This is a genomic window from Neorhizobium sp. USDA 3394, from assembly GCF_056280385.1.
The window spans coordinates 3,632,221-3,648,866 of sequence record NZ_JBWCDU010000001.1; the positions used below are offsets into that span (position 1 = coordinate 3,632,221).

General features: G+C 62.6%; 15 protein-coding genes. 7 read left to right on the forward strand and 8 right to left on the reverse strand.

Annotated elements, in window-relative coordinates:
* Positions 1–5 precede the first annotated feature (5 nt).
* Together ACZ9EJ_RS18015 and ACZ9EJ_RS18020 are read right to left on the reverse strand one after the other, a co-directional pair.
* Positions 6–1,142, reverse strand: a complete 1,137-nt coding sequence (locus ACZ9EJ_RS18015) for an ABC transporter substrate-binding protein (RefSeq protein ID WP_046633585.1) — start codon at positions 1,140–1,142, stop codon at positions 6–8.
* Between the two features lie 142 nt (positions 1,143–1,284).
* On the reverse strand, positions 1,285–2,910 hold the full coding sequence (locus tag ACZ9EJ_RS18020; protein WP_046641168.1) for an AMP-binding protein: 1,626 nt from the start codon (positions 2,908–2,910) through the stop codon (positions 1,285–1,287).
* Positions 2,911–3,112: 202 nt separating this feature from the next.
* On the opposite strand from ACZ9EJ_RS18020, the gene ACZ9EJ_RS18025 reads away from it, so the two are divergent.
* Entirely contained in the window at positions 3,113–3,937 is an 825-nt protein-coding gene (locus ACZ9EJ_RS18025; protein ID WP_046641169.1) for an alpha/beta hydrolase, read from the forward strand.
* Here the strand turns inward: ACZ9EJ_RS18025 and ACZ9EJ_RS18030 are convergent.
* The 4 genes from ACZ9EJ_RS18030 to ACZ9EJ_RS18045 all read right to left on the reverse strand — a co-directional run bounded on the left by ACZ9EJ_RS18030 (position 3,934) and on the right by ACZ9EJ_RS18045 (position 7,432).
* Complete coding sequence (locus ACZ9EJ_RS18030; RefSeq protein WP_476099495.1) at positions 3,934–4,392, reverse strand: winged helix DNA-binding protein; 459 nt, start codon at positions 4,390–4,392, stop codon at positions 3,934–3,936. The two genes, ACZ9EJ_RS18025 and ACZ9EJ_RS18030, sit on opposite strands and share 4 nt — an antisense overlap.
* 123 nt (positions 4,393–4,515) lie before the next feature.
* Positions 4,516–5,496: a TRAP transporter substrate-binding protein gene (locus tag ACZ9EJ_RS18035; protein WP_046633578.1), complete on the reverse strand. Its 981-nt coding sequence runs from the start codon at positions 5,494–5,496 to the stop codon at positions 4,516–4,518.
* 34 nt (positions 5,497–5,530) lie between these two features.
* Positions 5,531–6,844: a TRAP transporter large permease gene (locus tag ACZ9EJ_RS18040; protein WP_046633576.1), complete on the reverse strand. Its 1,314-nt coding sequence runs from the start codon at positions 6,842–6,844 to the stop codon at positions 5,531–5,533.
* A 3-nt stretch (positions 6,845–6,847) separates the two neighbouring features.
* Positions 6,848–7,432 (reverse strand): TRAP transporter small permease, encoded by a 585-nt coding sequence (locus ACZ9EJ_RS18045; RefSeq protein ID WP_046633574.1) that lies wholly within the window; start codon positions 7,430–7,432, stop codon positions 6,848–6,850.
* A 203-nt stretch (positions 7,433–7,635) separates the two neighbouring features.
* Between ACZ9EJ_RS18045 and ACZ9EJ_RS18050 the strand changes: the two genes are divergently transcribed.
* From ACZ9EJ_RS18050 to ACZ9EJ_RS18065, 4 genes are all read left to right on the forward strand, one after another.
* The gene (locus tag ACZ9EJ_RS18050; protein ID WP_046641170.1) at positions 7,636–11,262 is read left to right on the forward strand and encodes a hydantoinase B/oxoprolinase family protein; all 3,627 of its coding nucleotides are present in this window, start codon (positions 7,636–7,638) and stop codon (positions 11,260–11,262) included.
* A 16-nt stretch (positions 11,263–11,278) separates the two neighbouring features.
* On the forward strand, positions 11,279–12,490 hold the full coding sequence (locus ACZ9EJ_RS18055) for a TIGR03862 family flavoprotein (RefSeq protein ID WP_251090370.1): 1,212 nt from the start codon (positions 11,279–11,281) through the stop codon (positions 12,488–12,490).
* 110 nt (positions 12,491–12,600) lie between these two features.
* Positions 12,601–13,317, forward strand: coding sequence for a YoaK family protein (locus ACZ9EJ_RS18060; RefSeq protein WP_046641172.1), 717 nt, complete (start codon positions 12,601–12,603; stop codon positions 13,315–13,317).
* Between the two features lie 18 nt (positions 13,318–13,335).
* Positions 13,336–14,124, forward strand: coding sequence for a YdcF family protein (locus ACZ9EJ_RS18065; protein ID WP_046641173.1), 789 nt, complete (start codon positions 13,336–13,338; stop codon positions 14,122–14,124).
* A gap of 15 nt (positions 14,125–14,139) precedes the next feature.
* Here ACZ9EJ_RS18065 and ACZ9EJ_RS18070 read toward each other — a convergent pair whose 3' ends face one another.
* Positions 14,140–14,616 carry a hypothetical protein gene (locus ACZ9EJ_RS18070; RefSeq protein WP_080955782.1) on the reverse strand — a complete coding sequence of 159 codons (477 nt, stop codon included), beginning with the start codon at positions 14,614–14,616 and terminating at the stop codon, positions 14,140–14,142.
* A 116-nt stretch (positions 14,617–14,732) separates the two neighbouring features.
* On the opposite strand from ACZ9EJ_RS18070, the gene ACZ9EJ_RS18075 reads away from it, so the two are divergent.
* Complete coding sequence (locus ACZ9EJ_RS18075; RefSeq protein ID WP_046641175.1) at positions 14,733–15,389, forward strand: trimeric intracellular cation channel family protein; 657 nt, start codon at positions 14,733–14,735, stop codon at positions 15,387–15,389.
* Positions 15,390–15,395: 6 nt separating this feature from the next.
* Here ACZ9EJ_RS18075 and irrA read toward each other — a convergent pair whose 3' ends face one another.
* Positions 15,396–15,812: an iron response transcriptional regulator IrrA gene (irrA, locus tag ACZ9EJ_RS18080; protein WP_046633561.1), complete on the reverse strand. Its 417-nt coding sequence runs from the start codon at positions 15,810–15,812 to the stop codon at positions 15,396–15,398.
* Positions 15,813–16,128: 316 nt separating this feature from the next.
* On the opposite strand from irrA, the gene fabA reads away from it, so the two are divergent.
* Positions 16,129–16,644 (forward strand): 3-hydroxyacyl-[acyl-carrier-protein] dehydratase FabA, encoded by a 516-nt coding sequence (gene fabA, locus ACZ9EJ_RS18085; RefSeq protein WP_046633559.1) that lies wholly within the window; start codon positions 16,129–16,131, stop codon positions 16,642–16,644.
* The last annotated feature ends 2 nt before the right edge of the window (positions 16,645–16,646 follow it).

Genomic DNA, 16,646 nt, shown 5'->3' on the forward strand with positions numbered 1-16,646 from the left:
GGACCTTAGATCTTGCAGTCTTTGGCATAGGCATCGCCGTGATCGGCGAAGATCTTCTCCACCGTCTTGTTGGTGATGACGCCGTTCTGCTTCACCACTTCCGTCAGGTAGATGTCCTGGATCGGATGCTGGTTGGTGTTGAACTTGAACTTTCCGCGCGGAGACTGGATGTCGGCCTTCTTCAGCTCGGCGCCGAAGGCAGCGGCGTTCTTGACGCTGGCCTTGGACGCTGCGGCAACGATCAGCTGGGCGGCGTCATAGGCCTGGACGGCATAGATGGACGGCAGGCGGTTATATTCCTTCTGGAAATCCGCCAGGAACTTCTTGCTCGCGGCATTGTCGAAGTCCGGAGCCCACTGGCCGGACGCCTTGGCGCCGATCGCTGCATCCCCGATTGCCGGCAGGACATCCTGGCTGAAAGAGAAGCCCGGGCCCATGACCGGGATTTTGACGCCCGACTGGGCGAACTGCTTCATGAAGGCGATGCCCATGCCGCCGGGCAGGAAGACGAAGATGCCGTCGGCGCCGGACGCGCGCATCTGGGCGATTTCGGCGGCATAGTCGGTCTGTCCGACCTGGGTGTAGACTTCGGCAGCGAGCTGGCCCTTGTAATAACGCTTGAAGCCGGTCAGCGAATCCTTGCCGGCCGGATAGTTCGGGGCGAGGATGAACATCTTCTTGTAGCCCTTGTTGGCATATTCGCCCATGGCTTCATGAAGGTTGTCGTTCTGGTAGGCGGCGTTGAAATAGAGCTTGTTGCAGTTGGCGCCGGCAAGCGCTGCAGGCGCGGCATTGGTCGAGACGTAGAACTTGCCCTGGGCCACCGCGCTCGGGGCAACGGCCATCAAGAGGTTCGACCAGACGATGCCGGTCAGGACGTCGACCTTGTCGCTCTGGATCATCTTGTCGGCGATCTGCACGGCCAGTTCCGGCTTCTGCGCATCGTCTTCGGTAACAACGGTGATGTCCTTGTTGCCGGCATTCTTGATCGCCAGCATGAAACCGTCGCGCGTATCGATGCCAAGGCCGGCGCCACCGCCCGAAAGCGTGGTGATCATGCCGATCTTCAAAGGCTCGGCGAAAGCCATGCCGGTGGTGCCAACGCTCAGCGCCAAAGTGGCTGCAGCAAGCATTTTCTTCATGTGACGAACTCCCGTTTGTTGTTATGTCGTTCCCGATGCCTTCGACGGACTTCAACATCCGCCGGGTCTTCTTTGTCTTCCACATTTGCGTGGAAACTTCCACTCTACATGTCAGGCGAAATTCAACCGCCAATCACCATGGTTAAGCCGAGGGCTTCTGCTTCAGGCGGAAGCGCTGGATCTTGCCGGACTCGGTCTTCGGCAGCGCATCGGTGAAGACGACCGAACGCGGATATTTGTAAGGGGCGATCACCGCCTTGACGTGATCCTGCAGGATCTTGACCATCAGCTCGCTTGCCTCGGCGCCCTTTACCAGCACCACATGCGCCTCGACGATCGTTCCGCGCGCTTCGTCCGAGACGCCGATCACGGCGCATTCGAGCACCGCCTCGTGCTTGAGGAGGGCCGCCTCGACCTCGGGACCGGCGATGTTGTAGCCGGCCGAGACGATCATGTCGTCGGAGCGGGCCGCGAAGTGGAAATAACCGTCCTCGTCCTCGACGAAACTGTCGCCCGTCAGGTTCCAGCCGTCCCTGACGTATTCCTTCTGGCGGTCGTCGGCGAGGTAACGGCAGCCGATCGGTCCCTTGACCGCCAGCTTGCCGATCGTGCCACGCGGCACTTCGTTCATGTCGTCGTCGACGACGATCGCCTCGTAACCGGTGAGCGGCTTGCCGGTGCAGGCCGGTTTGGAATCGCCGAGCCGGTTCGAGATGAAAATATGCAGCATCTCGGTCGCCCCGATACCGTCGAGGATCGGCTTGCCGGTTTTCTTGACCCATTCGTCGAAGACGGGGCCGGGCAAGGTCTCGCCGGCGGAAACGGCGATGCGCAGCGACGACAGATCGGCGCCCGCATCCATCGCCGCCAGCATGGCGCGGTATGCCGTGGGTGCAGTGAAGCTGATCGTCGCCTTGTAGGTCTCGATGATCTCGATCATCTTGGGTGGCGTCGCCTGCTCCAGGAGGGTCGCGGCCGCACCGAAACGCAGCGGGAAGACCGCAAGGCCACCGAGGCCGAAGGTGAAGGCGAGCGGCGGGGAGCCGACGAACACGTCGTCCGGGGTCACGCCCAGCACTTCCTTCGCATAGGCATCGGCGATGATCAGGATATCGCGGTGGAAATGCATGGTCGCCTTCGGCACGCCGGTGGAGCCGGAGGTGAAGCCGAGCAGGGCGACGTCGTCGCGGCCGGTTTTCACCGCTTCGAAACGAACCGGCTTGTTGAGCGCCGCCCGATCGAGCTCGGCGTCATGATTGGCGGTCCCATCGAAGCCGATCACCTGTTTCAGGAACCGGCTTTCCTTGGCGCAGGCGACCAGCTCGTCCATCAGGCGCGTATCGCAGAGCGCGATCGAGATTTCAGCCTTGTCGATGATCTTGGCGAGCTCGCCGGAGCGCAGCATCGGCATGGTGTTGACCACGACCGCGCCCGCCTTCGTCGCGGCCAGCCAGCAGGCGACCATGGCCGGGTTGTTGGCGGAACGGATCAGCACCCGGTTGCCCGGCTTCAGGCCGTAGTCCTCGGTGAGTGCCTGAGCGATGCGGTTCGTCCAGTCGGACAATTCCTTGTAGGTGCGGCGGCGGCCGTTGCCGATGAGAGCGGTGTTGTCGCCGAAGCCGCGCTCGACCATACGGTCGGTGAGCTCGACCCCCGCGTTCATCCATTCCGGATAATCGAAGCCATCAAGCCTGATTTCCGGCCACTGATCCGGAGGCGGAAGATTGTCGCGGGCAAACGTATCCAGATGGCCTGACGGTCCCAGCATATTTTCGTTCCCAAGCGTTTTTTATATAGCGGCTTTTTGCCTTTCACTCAGAAAAGCACTGCTTTCCCTCGGTTGCAAGAGAGAAAGTTTAAGTTTGTAATAATTTTCCTCCTTGCGATTTTTGAAGCTGCGACGGGCTTCCAAGCGGGCTCATGCGGTGACAGTATGATGTTCGAAATCAAGCGGATCGAGAGAAGTGAACATGCGCCATCGGATTAGCGACTGGGACAATGCCTATGCCAACGGCATCAACATTCCCCAGGGCGACCGCTGGCCGGCGGCTTGGGTGGAACCGGCACGACTTTATCGCGAGACGCTTGCCGCCGCCGGTCGCGCCAGGCTCGGTCTTTCCTATGGCGAAAAGCCGCGCAACCGCTTCGACCTTTTCCTGCCCGAAGCCGACCCGGCCGGCCTCGTGGTTTTCGTCCACGGCGGCTTCTGGATCGGTCTCGACAACAGCTACTGGTCGCAATTCGCCAACGGCGCCGTGGAGCGCGGTTATGCGGTTGCCATGCCGATGTACACGCTCGCCCCGGAGAACCGCATTTCGGGCATCACGGTGGAAATCGGCGAGGCGATCGAGGCTGCTGCAAAGGACGTGGCGGGACCGATCCGGCTGATCGGCCATTCGGCGGGCGGCCATCTGGTGACGCGGATGATCTCGGCCACGTCACCGCTTCCGGAGGCCGTGCGCAGCCGCATCGTCAACACGGTCTCGCTTTCCGGCGTGCACGATCTGCGGCCGATCATGAAGACCAAGATGAACGAAAAGCAGCGGATCGACGCCGAAGAAGCCTACCGGGAAAGCCCGGCCCTGCTGGAGCCGTTGCCGGGAACTCGAGTGACCTGCTGGGTGGGGGCCGGCGAACGCGCCGAGTTCATCCGCCAGAACGCGCTGCTTGCCAGCATCTGGAAGGGGCTTGGCGCCGAGACGGAGGCGGTCGAGGAGCCGGACAAGCATCATTTCACCATCCTCGACGGCATGGCGGACCCCGACCACCCGCTGATGGATGCGCTGTTTTCCTAAAGCGATGCGGCGGCGCGGGCCGCCTGGTCGTAGTGGCCGGACAGCGCGCGCAGGCGGGCTGCCATGGCCGACAGGGTATCCCCCGAAACCTCGGTGGCCAGCACCGATTTGACCAGCAGTTCCTCGCGCACTGCCGCATAGCGATTGCAGGCTTCGGCGCCCGCTTCCGTGACCATGACCAGCTTTTCCTTGCCGCGGCGGCCGGACTTGATCAGCTTCAGGCGTTCGAGCTTCTTCAGCGCGTAGGTCACCACATGCGTGTCCTCGATATTGAGGACGAGGGCGATATCGGCCAGCGTCTTTGCCTTGTTGCGGCTGTTGATATTGTGCAGCACGAGGATATCGATCGGCGACAGATCCGGCACGCCGGCAGCCGACATGCACCGGACCATCCAGCGGCCGAACGCGTGGTTCAGCATGATCATGCCGAATTCGATCTCCGACAGCGCCGGCAATGCGCCGCTCGCCAGGTGCCCGGAGGATACGATCGGGCCGAATTCACTCTTTTCCGATGAGTGCCATGTTTTTTCCTCCCGGGACGAGCGCGCCGCAGGCGGATGCCTGCGGCGCCTCTCAAATCACATCTTCTTGTAGGCGTCCAGAATGGCGGCACCGTCAGCACCGGCCTTCTTCAGCCAATCCTCGGTCAGCTTGGCGCCGACATCGGCCAGACCCTTCTTGAGATCGGCGCTCGGTTCGAGAACCTTCATGCCGTTCTTCTTGAGGGTTTCCATGTAGGCCGAGGTCTTTTCGGCACCGAGCGCCCAGCCGCGGGTCTCTGCTGCCGCGGCTGCATCGGTGACCGCCTTCTGGACGGCCGGGTCGAGGCCAGCGAAGGCGGCCTTGTTGACGAAGATGACGTTCTTGGGGATCCAGGCCTGGGTGTCATAGTAGTGGGTCAGCGATTCCCAGATCTTGCTGTCGACGCCGGTGGCGCTCGAGGTCATCAGGCCATCGATGACGCCGGTTGCGAGAGCCTGCGGCAGTTCGGCCGCCTGGACCGTGACCGGCTGGGCACCGACGAGATCGGCGATGCGCGACGTGCCGACGTTGTAAGCGCGCCATTTCAGGCCCTTGAGGTCGGCGGTGCTGTTGACGTCCTTCTTGGTGAAAATGCCCTGCGGCGGCCACGGCGCCGCATAGAGGAGCTTGAGACCCTGCGCATCGAGCGCCTTCTCGATCGCCGGCTTGGAGGCAGCATAGAGCTTCCTGGACGCGTCGAAGCTGGTTGCCAGGAACGGCACGACGTCGATGCCGAAGACCGGGTTTTCGTTCTCGTGCAGCGAGATCAACACTTCGCCGGCCTGGGCCTGGCCGGTCTGGACGGCGCGCTTGATATCCGGCGCCTTGAACAGCGAGGCGCTCGGATGAACGGTGATCTTCAGCTTGCCGCCCGAGGCCGTTTCGACGTCCTTGGCGAACTGCATCAGGTTCTCGACATGGTAGTTCGCCGGCGGATAGGCCGACGGCAGGACCCAGGCGGTCTGGGCGAGAGCGGCGCCGGAAGCCGCCAGAAGCGCTGCGCCGGCAAGGCCCGAGCGAACGAGAGTAGAGATCATTTTCCTCATATCAGTTCCCTTTTTCTTTCTCTGATTAACCCGGGAATGCCATTTTCGGCAGAACCATCACGATTTCCGGGAAGACCGTAATGATGGCGACAGTCGCCACAAGCAGGAAGAAGAACGGCAGCGAGGCGCGGGCGACAGTCAGACTGTCGCGGCCGCTCATCGTTTGCAGCACGAAGAGGTTGAAGCCGACCGGCGGCGAGACTTCCGCCATCTCGACGATCAGCACCAGGAAGATGCCGAACCAGACGAGGTCGAAACCGGCCTGCTGGATCATCGGCAGGACCACGACCGTGGTGAGCACGATCATCGACAGCCCGTCGAGCGCTGCGCCGAGCAGGATATACATGACCGTCAGCACCGCGATCAGCGCATAGGGGCTGAGGTTGAAGCTGTCGACCCAGGCGGCGAGCGCGTTCGGAATGCCGGTATAACCCATGGCGATCGACATGAAGCCGGCGCCTGTGAGGATCAGCATGATCATGCAGGTAAGCCGGGTGGCGCCCATGACGCTGTCCCAGAAGGCCTTCATCGTCAGCGTCCGCGACCAGGCGGCGATGGCAAGCGAACCGAGCACGCCCCAGGCCGCGCATTCCGTCGCCGTCGCCCAGCCGAGAATGAGGGTCGCGAAGACGAGCACGATGAGCAGCGTGACGGGGATGAGGTTGGCCGATTCCTTGAGCTTCTCCATGAAGCTCATCTTCGGCGGTGCGGGCGGCTGCTTGTCCGGGTTCAGAAGCGACCAGACGATGATGTAGCCGGAATAAAGCACCATGACGATGAGGCTCGGCAGGAAGCCGGCGAGGAAGATCTGGATGATCGAGACGTTCGCAGCGACCGCATAAACGACCATGGTGATCGACGGCGGGATGAGGATGCCGAGCGTGCCGGCACCGGCGAGAGAACCGAGGCTGACCATCTCGTCGTAACCGCGCTTCTTCAATTCCGGCAGGGCGATCTTGGCGATCATGGCGGTGGTGGCGGCCGACGAGCCGGAGATCGAGCCGAACAGGCCGCAGCCGAGCACGTTGACATGCATGAGGCGGCCGGGCAGCCAGCCGAGCCAGGGAGCCAAGCCGCGGAACATCTCTTCCGAAAGCCGCGTTCTAAACAGGATTTCCCCCATCCAGACGAACAGAGGCAGGGCCGCGAGCGACCAAGATGCGCCGCCGCTCCAGGAATTGGTGGCGAGCACGGCGCCGATCGGGATGCCGGGCACGAAGAGCATGGCGATAAAGCCGCAGATCAGCAGCGAAATGCCGATCCACACCCCGCCGGCCAGCAGCGCCAGAAGGGCGACAAGAACGACGCCGGCGATTTCAACGAGTTCGATCGTGCTCATGGATCACGCCCCACTCTGCATGGCGCGCTCGATGACTTCCTCGGCCGTTTGCGGCTCCGGCTTCTCATAGCGCGGCGAGCCGCCGAACAGGACATGGAGGAGTTCATCGACGAAGGCGATCGCGAGGATGATCAGGCCGCCGCAGAAACCGAGCTGCGGGATCCACAAGGGCACTGCGATGACGCCCTGAGACAGGTCGTTGAACTGCCAGGAGGTCTTCGTCATGTCGAAGGCGAACCAGGCGAAGTAAACCGCGGCGGCAGTGCCCGTGGCCAGGGCGACGATTTCGATGACCTGCCGCAGACGCCCCTTGAAACGCTCGATCAGCAATCCGACACGGATCATCTCGCCGGAGCGGAACGTGTGGGCGAGGCCGAGGAAGGCGCTTGCGGCCATGCACCAGGAGGCGAAGTCGTCACCGGACGGCAAGTCGATATCGAGCGGGCGCCCGGCCGAGAGCCCCAGCATGATCAGGAAAATGGCGACGAGAAAAAGTCCGGCGAGATAGCCGGAAAACAGATAGAGTCCATCCAGCACCTTCCGGAGCCAATCCGGGAATATGCTGTGGCGGGGATCAACGGAGGACATGGATGGCCCTCCCGTTACAGGATCGAAAAAACGGCATGGTCGGCTCCCCTCGGTTGCCGGTTATCCGGGTGGAGCTCTTGGCGGCTTCCTGCCCGTTCAGCGAGCATGATGCTTCAATGTGCATTTTCCTGTCAACTAATCATTGACGTTTTATCGACGAAATGTTTTCGTTAGGGCATGTCAGTTGATTTGAGGGGCGGATTATGACCGAGGCTAAGTGGGATTTCTGGATCGATCGCGGCGGCACGTTCACCGACATCGTGGGCCGAAAGCCTGACGGATCGCTCGTGGCCCACAAGGTCCTGTCGGAGAATCCGGAGGCCTACCGCGATGCCGCGGTGCAGGGCATCCGCGAGCTCCTCGGCGTGCCGACCGGGGCCGCCATCCCTGCCGACGCGATCGGCGCGGTGAAGATGGGCACGACGGTCGCCACCAATGCGCTGCTTGAGCGCAAGGGCGAGCACACGCTGCTCGTCACCACCCGCGGTTTCCGCGATGCGCTGGCGATCGGCTATCAGGCCCGCGCCGACATTTTTGCCAAGAAGATCATCAAGCCGGAACTGCTCTACAAACACGTGGTCGAAGTGGACGAGCGGGTTCGCGCCGACGGCACGATCGAGGCCGCACCGGACGAGAAGACGATCCGCGGCCAGTTGCAAGAGCAATTTGATGCTGGTTTCCGTGCCGTCGCCATCGCCTTCATGCACGCGTATCGCTATCCGGCTCATGAACAGCTGGTGGCCGGGATCGCCCGCGATATCGGCTTCACCCAGGTTTCCGTCAGCCACGAAGTCTCGCCGCTGATCAAGCTGGTCGGGCGCGGCGACACGACGGTCGTCGACGCTTATCTGTCGCCGATCCTGCGCCGTTATGTGGAGCAGGTGGCCGGCGAACTCGGCACCGGGCTCGAAGCCACGGACGGCCAAGGCGCACAGCTGATGTTCATGCAATCCTCCGGAGGACTGACCGCAGCGCGGCTGTTCCAGGGCAAGGATGCGATCCTGTCCGGCCCGGCCGGCGGCGTGGTCGGCGCTGTCGAGACGTCGCGGCTTGCGGGCTTTAACCGGATGGTCGGCTTCGACATGGGCGGCACGTCCACCGACGTGTCGCATTATGACGGCGAGCTGGAACGCTCGTTCGAAACCGAAGTGGCGGGCGTGCGCATGCGCGCGCCGATGATGTCGATCCACACGGTTGCCGCCGGCGGCGGATCGATCCTGCATTTCGAGAACGGCCGTTTTCGCGTCGGCCCGGATTCGGCCGGTGCCAATCCCGGTCCGAAGGCCTATCGCCGCGGCGGCCCGCTGACGGTCACCGACGCAAACGTCATGCTCGGCAAGCTCTCGCCAAAACTCTTCCCGGCGATCTTCGGACCCAACCGCGACCAGCCGCTCGATGCGGATGCCGTGCGCGCCGCCTTCGAGAATATGGCCAAGGTGATCGGCGACGGCCGTTCGCCGGAAGAAGTGGCCGACGGCTTCCTGGCGATCGCGGTCGAGAACATGGCGAATGCCGTCAAGAAGATCAGCGTCCAGCGCGGTTACGACGTTACCCATTACGTGCTGACCTGCTTCGGCGGTGCCGGCGGCCAGCATGCCTGCCTGACGGCAGACGCGCTCGGCATCTCGACCGTGATGATCCACCCGTTCTCGGGCATCCTTTCCGCCTATGGCATGGGGCTTGCGGATATCCGCGCCACCCGCCAGCGCACGGTCTCGCACGAGCTTGCGGCCGCGCTGGAAACGCTTGGAGCCATCCGCGATGACCTGACTGCAAGCGTGCTGGAAGAAATGGCCTCGCAGGGGGTGACTGCATCCGAAACCGAAGTGCTTCACCGCGCCCACCTGCGCTATCAGGGCACGGATACGACCTTGCCCGTCACACTCGCCAGCGCGGCTGAGATGACGGCCGCCTTCGAGACGGCGCACAGGAAGCAGTTCGGCTTCATCTTCGAAAACCGCGAGATCATCTTCGAGGCCTATGAGGTCGAGGCGATCGGCGGTGGCGCCGATTCCGACGAACCGGAATTTGCAACCGATGACAGCGCACCGACCGCGGCAGAACAGACAAAGTTCTTCTCCGGCGGCGCATGGCGCGAGGCGCCGGTCTATCGCCGTGCCGATATCAACCCGGGCTCGCGCGCAAATGGGCCCTGCCTGATCGTCGAGCCGCATCAGACGATCGTCGTCGAGGACGGCTGGGCGTTCGAGATCACGAAGCTGAACCATGTCGTGCTGAAGCGCGTTGCGGAACTTTCGCGCGCCAGGCCGATCGGCACCCAGGCGGATCCGGTTCTGCTTGAAGTGTTCAACAACCTCTTCATGTCGATCGCCGAACAGATGGGCGTGACGCTGCAGAACACCGCCTCCTCGGTCAACATCAAGGAACGGCTGGATTTCTCCTGCGCCGTCTTCGATGCTGACGGCGCGCTGGTGGCGAACGCTCCCCATATGCCGGTGCATCTCGGCTCCATGGACCGCTCGGTCGAAAGCGTCATCGCCCAGAACCAGGGCAGGATCCGCCCCGGCGACGTGTTTGCGCTGAACGCCCCCTATAACGGCGGCACCCATCTGCCGGATATCACCGTGGTCACGCCGGTCTTCGATGCCGAGGGCAAGGACATTCTCTTCTACGTCGCCTCGCGCGGCCATCATGCCGATGTCGGCGGTACCGCGCCGGGTTCGATGACGCCGCTTGCGACCACAGTGGACGAGGAAGGCGTGCTGTTCGACAACGTGCTTCTCCTCGATCGTGGCCGTTTCGACGAGGCCGGCATCACCGATCTCCTCTCCAACCACCCCTACCCCGCCCGCAACGTCGCCCAGAACGTCGCCGACCTGCGCGCCCAGATCGCCGCCAACGAAAAGGGCGTGCACGAGATGCGCAAGATGATCGCGCAGTTCGGGCTGGACGTGGTGCAGGCCTATATGGGGCACGTACAGGACAATGCGGAAGAGAGTGTGCGCCGGGTCATCGAAAAGCTCGGCGATTCGGAATTCTCCTACCCGACCGACCAGGGCAGCGTGATCCGGGTAAAGATCACGGTCGACAAGGCCAAGCGCGAGGCGACCGTCGATTTCACCGGCACCAGCCCGCAGAAGAAGAACAATTTCAACGCGCCGGAGCCGGTGACCCGCGCGGCGGTGCTTTATGTCTTCCGCGTCATGGTCGAAAGCTCCATTCCGATGAATGCGGGATGCCTGCGGCCGATCCGCATCATCGTCCCGGAAGGGTCGATGCTGAAGCCGCAATATCCGGCGGCCGTGGTGGCGGGCAATGTCGAGACCAGCCAGCATGTGACCAATGCGCTGTTCGGGGCGCTCGGCGCGATGGCAGCGAGCCAGGGTTCGATGAACAATCTCACCTTCGGCAACGCGACCTACCAGTATTACGAGACGCTGTGCTCCGGTTCGCCGGCCGGTGTGTTCAACGACGGGACCGGCTTCGAGGGCACGGATGCGGTCCATGTGCACATGACCAATTCCCGCCTCACCGACCCGGAAATCCTCGAAACCCGTTATCCGGTCCTGCTCGAAGACTTCCATATCCGCGAAAATTCCGGCGGCAGGGGCAAGTTCTCGGCCGGCAACGGAACGAAGCGGACGATCCGCTTCCTCGAAAAGATGGACTGCGCCATCCTCTCCTCGCACCGGACGATCAAGCCGCACGGGCTTGCTGGCGGCGAAACCGGCGAGCTTGGCCACACCACCGTGCGGCGCCTCGACGGCACGCTCGAAGAGCTCGGCGGCTGCGCCCAGACGATCATCGAGGCCGGTGAAGCGGTGACCGTTCAGACGCCGACGGCCGGGGGCTATGGCAAAGCGGACTGATCTGCCGTAACCGGAGATCATGACGAAGCAGATCGCGATCATTGGCGGCGGCCCGGCAGGGCTGATGGCAGCGGAGGTTCTCTCCGCTGCCGGCCATGCCGTGACGGTCTACGAGGCGATGCCGACCTTCGGGCGGAAATTCCTGCTCGCCGGCAAGTCCGGGCTGAACATCACCCATTCGGAAGATTTTTCGAGTTTCGCAGAGCGATTCGGGAACGCCTCCCCGCGCCTGCGCCCTGCCCTGGAGGCGTTTACGCCGGACGACGTTCGGGCCTGGGCGGCCGGTCTCGGCACGGAGACCTTCGTAGGGACGTCCGGACGCGTGTTTCCGAAAGCCATGAAGGCCTCGCCCCTGTTGCGCGCCTGGCTGCGGCGGCTGGAGGCGCAGGGCGTGACGCTCAGCACACGGCATCGCTGGGTGGGATTTGCCGAAAACGGTTATCGGTTCGAAACGCCGGAAGGGCCGGTCACCGTTCGCCCCGACGCAGCTCTGCTGGCTTTGGGCGGCGCCAGTTGGCCACGGCTTGGCTCGGATGCCGCGTGGGTGCCGTGGCTGAGAGACAAAGGCATCGTGATCGCCGACCTGCGGCCAGCCAATTGCGGTTTCGATGTCGCGTGGAGCGAGGCGTTTCGCGAGCGTTTCGCCGGCGAGCCGCTGAAATCGGTTTCGACGACCTCTGGCGCCGGCACGTTCCAGGGCGAATTCGTGGTATCGAAACACGGTATCGAGGGCAGCCTTGTCTATGCCCATTCCGCGGCACTTCGGGACCTGCTTGTTGCCGAAGGCCGCGCGGCGTTGACCGTCGATCTCACGCCCGGCCGTACCGCGGAGCGTCTGGCACGCGACCTTGCCCGGCAGGATGCCAAGGCGAGTTTCTCGAACCGGCTGCGCAAGGGCGCCGGGCTGGAGGGCGTAAAAGCCGCGCTGCTTCGCGAACTTGTGCCGGATGCCAGCCGCATGGCTCCCCAGGAATTGGCGGAACAGATCAAGGCCCTGCAGATCCCGGTTCTTCGTCCCCGGCCGATTGCGGAAGCGATCTCGTCCGCCGGCGGCATCGCCTGGAGCGATCTGGACGAAAACTACATGCTGAAACCGCTTACCGGCCTGTTTGCCGCCGGGGAGATGCTCGATTGGGAGGCGCCGACCGGCGGCTACCTGCTGACCGCCTGCCTCGCCACGGGCCGTTCTGCGGCACACGGCCTCGGGGCATGGCTGGACTCGCAATAGGACTCGCTTCGGCGCTCGATTTGCGATTTCTTTCCTAGTTATCCGACATTGTCCTGGATCAACGTCTCGGGGCGTGATTCGCGCAGATTTACGCGGAGGAAAGGACCTCCATGACCAGGGAAAGACGAAGACGCATCATCCGCAGGCGGCGGACCGTGACGGGTCTTGCGCTCGTTGCCGCGATTTCCTTCGTGGCGGGCATGACGGATGCGGTAGGCCTGCTTCTCTCGGGCGACTTCGTGTCCTTCATGACCGGCAACACGACCCGCGCGGCAATCTCCTTCGCCGACGGCGACTACAGCCATGCGATCATCCTCTTCATCGCGCTCTGGGTCTTCATCCTCGGCAACGCGCTAGGCATCGTGCTCGCCTATACGGTCTCGGCACGCCGCACCTTCGTGGTACTCTCGGGCGTCTCGCTCCTGCTGGCCGCGGCTTCGATCGTCCCCACGGTCGGTTATCCACGGCTGCAATTCTATCTGATCGTGCTGTCGATGGGCATGATCAATGCGACGGTCGAACATATCGAAGGGCTGCCGATCGGCCTCACCTATGTGACCGGGGCGCTTTCCCGCTTCGGCCGCGGCATCGGCCGTTGGCTGATCGGCGACCGCAATCCGACCGGCTGGCTGATCCAGACGGTTCCCTGGACCGGAATGGCATGCGGTGCCGTGACGGGCGCTTTTTTGACGAAATATGCTGGCAGCCATGCGCTCTGGATCGTTTCGGTTCTGGCCCTTGCGGTGGCACTGGCGACGGCGCTTCTTCCGCGCCCGCTGCACCTGCATTTCCAGCAGCCGATCGTCTCCGCCCGCCGCCGCGCCTGATCGTTCCGAAAGTTCTTGATGTTCCTGCTTTCCAAGCTCTTCTGGGTGTTTGCCCAGCCTCTCTCGATTGCCTTTCTGCTGTCCGCGTTTGCCGCAATTCTCATTTTTGTCGGCTGGCGCCGGCTCGCCGGTCTCTCGGCACTGCTGACCGGGCTGGTGCTGTTCGTGACACTCTTCACGACGACCGGCACGGTTGCGCTGCAGGTGCTCGAAGAGCGCATTCCAAAACCGGCACAGGAGACGCAGGCGGTTGCCTGCATGATCGTGCTCGGCGGCGTGCTCGAAAACGAGGTGACGACCGTGCGCGGCGGCATCGAACTCAACCAGGCGGCCGACCGGTTCGTCGAGGCGCTGCGGCTCGCCCGCAATCATCCGCAAGCCCGCATCCTGATTTCCGGCGGCGACGGCTCGATCAGTGGCGCGTATGAAGGGGAAGCGCAGGCCTCCGAACGGTTCTTCTCCGCCTTCGGCATTCCCGCCGATCGTCTGCTGAAGGAGAACGCGTCCCGCACGACATATGAGAATACGCTCAACACCGCAGGGCTTCTCAAGGCTCAGGGGCTGGATAACTGCCTGCTGATCACCTCCGCCTTCCACATGCCACGCTCGATGGGCCTGTTCCGGGCGGCCGGGATGACGGTCACGCCATGGCCGGTCGATTACCGCACCAGCGGCATCGTCCGCCTGTCGCTGGATTTCACCCAGCCGGCGCTAAACGCACAGCTGACGACAACCGCCGCCCGCGAGTGGATGAGCCTGACGGCCTATTATCTCGCCGGGCGGATCGGCGAGATCTTTCCGGGATGAGCCCCCCGGGTCGTTCTATTTTTTCGACAGAATGTTGAAATCAAGGCCGCGCACCCGGACGCGCATTTCGCAGGGCGCGGCGTCGGTGCGACTGCAGAAGCGCGGATGCATCGTCAATTCGAAGACCATGTTGCCGAAGTACTGAACGAAATCATATTTATAAAGCTGAGCGGTGGCGACCATGACGTAGCCGCCTTCCTTGATCTGGACATAGAAATTGTAGGGGCAGCCTTCACTGGTGCAGCGCGGTCCCTTGACCCCGTCGCAGGTCATGTCGGATTGGTTGGAAACGAGGTCGAGCATGCCGTCATTGTTGATGTCGAAGCGCTTGATGAAGGCCGGCCCGAAATCGGAAGTCTTGCATTCCTTGCGGAAGTAATTCTTCTCGTAGATTTCCGGATCGCTGAAACGCTGGGGCTGCTGGGCGAAAGCAAGCGTTGACGCAAACACCAGGACGAGCGCCTGCGCGACAATGATCAAGAGCTTTTTCACTGGCGAACCCCTGCAAATTCATCTGTTCACGGCGCAAGTCGAAGGATGACGCACGCAACGATCGGCGGCTATGCTAACGGCCTGCACTTGCGCGACGCTGGATCACAAGGTCTGACATGTCATTGCTGACGATACTCGACTATGCCGGCATAGCGCTTTTTGCCGCGACCGGCGCGCTGGCCGCTTCGCGAAAGCAGCTCGATCTGGTCGGTTTCCTGTTTTTCGCGGCGGTCACCGGGCTCGGCGGCGGCACGCTACGGGACATCATCCTCGGCCGCACGCCGGTCTTCTGGGTACTCGACCCGACCTATATCCTGATCTGCGTCATATCGGGCGCCTTTGTCTTTTGCACGGCGCATCGGGTGGAATGGCGCTTTCGCCTGCTGATCTGGCTCGATGCGATCGGGCTTGCCGCCTATAGCGTGCTAGGCGCGGCAAAGGGGCTGGCCGCTACCGGGTCACCCACAATCGCGATCGTCACCGGTGCACTGACCGCAGCCTTCGGCGGCATCCTGCGCGATCTTCTCGCCAACGAACCCTCGGTGCTGCTCCGACCTGAAATCTACATTACCGCTGCACTTGCCGGCGCCTGCGGGTTTACCGCCGCCAATGCGCTCGGCCTGCCGCTTTACGCGAGTTCCGGGCTGGGTGCGGCTCTTGCCTTCGGCCTGCGCGGCGGCGCTATCCACTACGGCTGGACATTGCCGCGCTACAGACCACGGCCCGGACGGGCCCAGGACGAAGCCATGAGGGGAAACAAAGGGAAAGAGTAGGAAGCGTCAGCTTTTCTTTTCGCGCAGGCGGATGATGACGTCCACATGGGCGATTTCCATGCCTTCCGGGGCTTCCGGCAGGTTGCCGATCTCCAGATTGCTGACCGGAATGTCGAGCACCTCGTTGCGGCCCTCGACGAAGAAGTGATGGTGATCGGAAATGTTGGTGTCGAAATAGGTCCTGGCGCTTTCAACCGCCAGCACGCGGATAAGGCCGGCCTCGGTGAACTGATGCAACGTGTTGTAGACGGTCGCGAGCGAGACCGGAACGCCGGCGAAGGTGGCTTCCTCGTGCAGTTCCTCGACGGTCAAGTGGCGGTCCCCCTTGGCGAACAGCAGGTCGGCAAGCGCAACACGCTGCCGCGTCGGACGAAGGCCGCAATGGCGCAGTCTCGTCTCGATGTCCGTAATGGCTTCTGCCATATTGTCTGCCAGCTCCCGCCGTTTAACGCCCATGTCAGGTATCTTGACTTTCCGATATAACTTTTACGGCGGGCACTTTCAATAGTTTCCGGAGGATACCTGCCGCGGGAGCGCCAAAAACGCGCAATTTCGCTACAAGCCTCTGGTTTGCGTCTGTAGCTTCCTATATGCGGACCAGAACAAACGCATGTTCCAGTGGCTCGGCTGCCATCCCCAGGCGGAGCGCAAGTTCATCGTTACGCTTCAATTCCGACCGATCTTGCACTAAAGCTGCTGAAACAAAAGGTCTAAGGTTCAACGGGGGGAACGGAAATTTATGGCACCCAGGCAGTCCAGCTTCTCTTACGAAGAACTCATCTCTTGCGCCCATGGCGAACTTTTCGGACCCGGTAATGCGCAGCTTCCGCTGCCGCCGATGCTGATGGTCCACCGTATCACCGACATTTCGGAAACGGGCGGAGCGTTCGACAAGGGTTATCTTCGCGCCGAATACGACGTTAAGCCCGACGACTGGTATTTCCCCTGCCACTTCGAAGGCAATCCCATCATGCCGGGCTGCCTCGGCCTTGACGGCATGTGGCAATTGACCGGCTTTTTCCTCGGCTGGCTTGGCGAACCCGGACGCGGCATGGCCTTGTCGACCGGCGAAGTGAAGTTCAAGGGCATGATACGCCCGGACACCAAGCTGCTCGAGTATGGCATCGACTTCAAGCGCGTCATGCGTGGTCGTCTGGTGCTTGGCACCGCTGATGGCTGGCTCAAGGCGGATGGCGAAACCATTTACCAGGCAACGGACCTTCGTGTCGGCCTGTCGAAGGAAAAGGCCGCCTGATC

What these genes read in the sequence shown, in the direction of transcription:
- ACZ9EJ_RS18025 (WP_046641169.1), top strand. Translation starts at nt 3,113, where the DNA reads ATGCGCCATCGGATTAGCGACTGGGACAATGCCTATGCCAACGGCATC.
- ACZ9EJ_RS18060 (WP_046641172.1), top strand. Translation starts at nt 12,601, where the DNA reads ATGACCAGGGAAAGACGAAGACGCATCATCCGCAGGCGGCGGACCGTG.
- ACZ9EJ_RS18020 (WP_046641168.1), bottom strand. Translation starts at nt 2,910, where the DNA reads ATGCTGGGACCGTCAGGCCATCTGGATACGTTTGCCCGCGACAATCTT.
- ACZ9EJ_RS18035 (WP_046633578.1), bottom strand. Translation starts at nt 5,496, where the DNA reads ATGATCTCTACTCTCGTTCGCTCGGGCCTTGCCGGCGCAGCGCTTCTG.
- irrA (WP_046633561.1), bottom strand. Translation starts at nt 15,812, where the DNA reads ATGGCAGAAGCCATTACGGACATCGAGACGAGACTGCGCCATTGCGGC.
- ACZ9EJ_RS18050 (WP_046641170.1), top strand. Translation starts at nt 7,636, where the DNA reads ATGACCGAGGCTAAGTGGGATTTCTGGATCGATCGCGGCGGCACGTTC.
- ACZ9EJ_RS18045 (WP_046633574.1), bottom strand. Translation starts at nt 7,432, where the DNA reads ATGTCCTCCGTTGATCCCCGCCACAGCATATTCCCGGATTGGCTCCGG.
- fabA (WP_046633559.1), top strand. Translation starts at nt 16,129, where the DNA reads ATGGCACCCAGGCAGTCCAGCTTCTCTTACGAAGAACTCATCTCTTGC.
- ACZ9EJ_RS18040 (WP_046633576.1), bottom strand. Translation starts at nt 6,844, where the DNA reads ATGAGCACGATCGAACTCGTTGAAATCGCCGGCGTCGTTCTTGTCGCC.
- ACZ9EJ_RS18065 (WP_046641173.1), top strand. Translation starts at nt 13,336, where the DNA reads ATGTTCCTGCTTTCCAAGCTCTTCTGGGTGTTTGCCCAGCCTCTCTCG.
- ACZ9EJ_RS18075 (WP_046641175.1), top strand. Translation starts at nt 14,733, where the DNA reads ATGTCATTGCTGACGATACTCGACTATGCCGGCATAGCGCTTTTTGCC.
- ACZ9EJ_RS18015 (WP_046633585.1), bottom strand. Translation starts at nt 1,142, where the DNA reads ATGAAGAAAATGCTTGCTGCAGCCACTTTGGCGCTGAGCGTTGGCACC.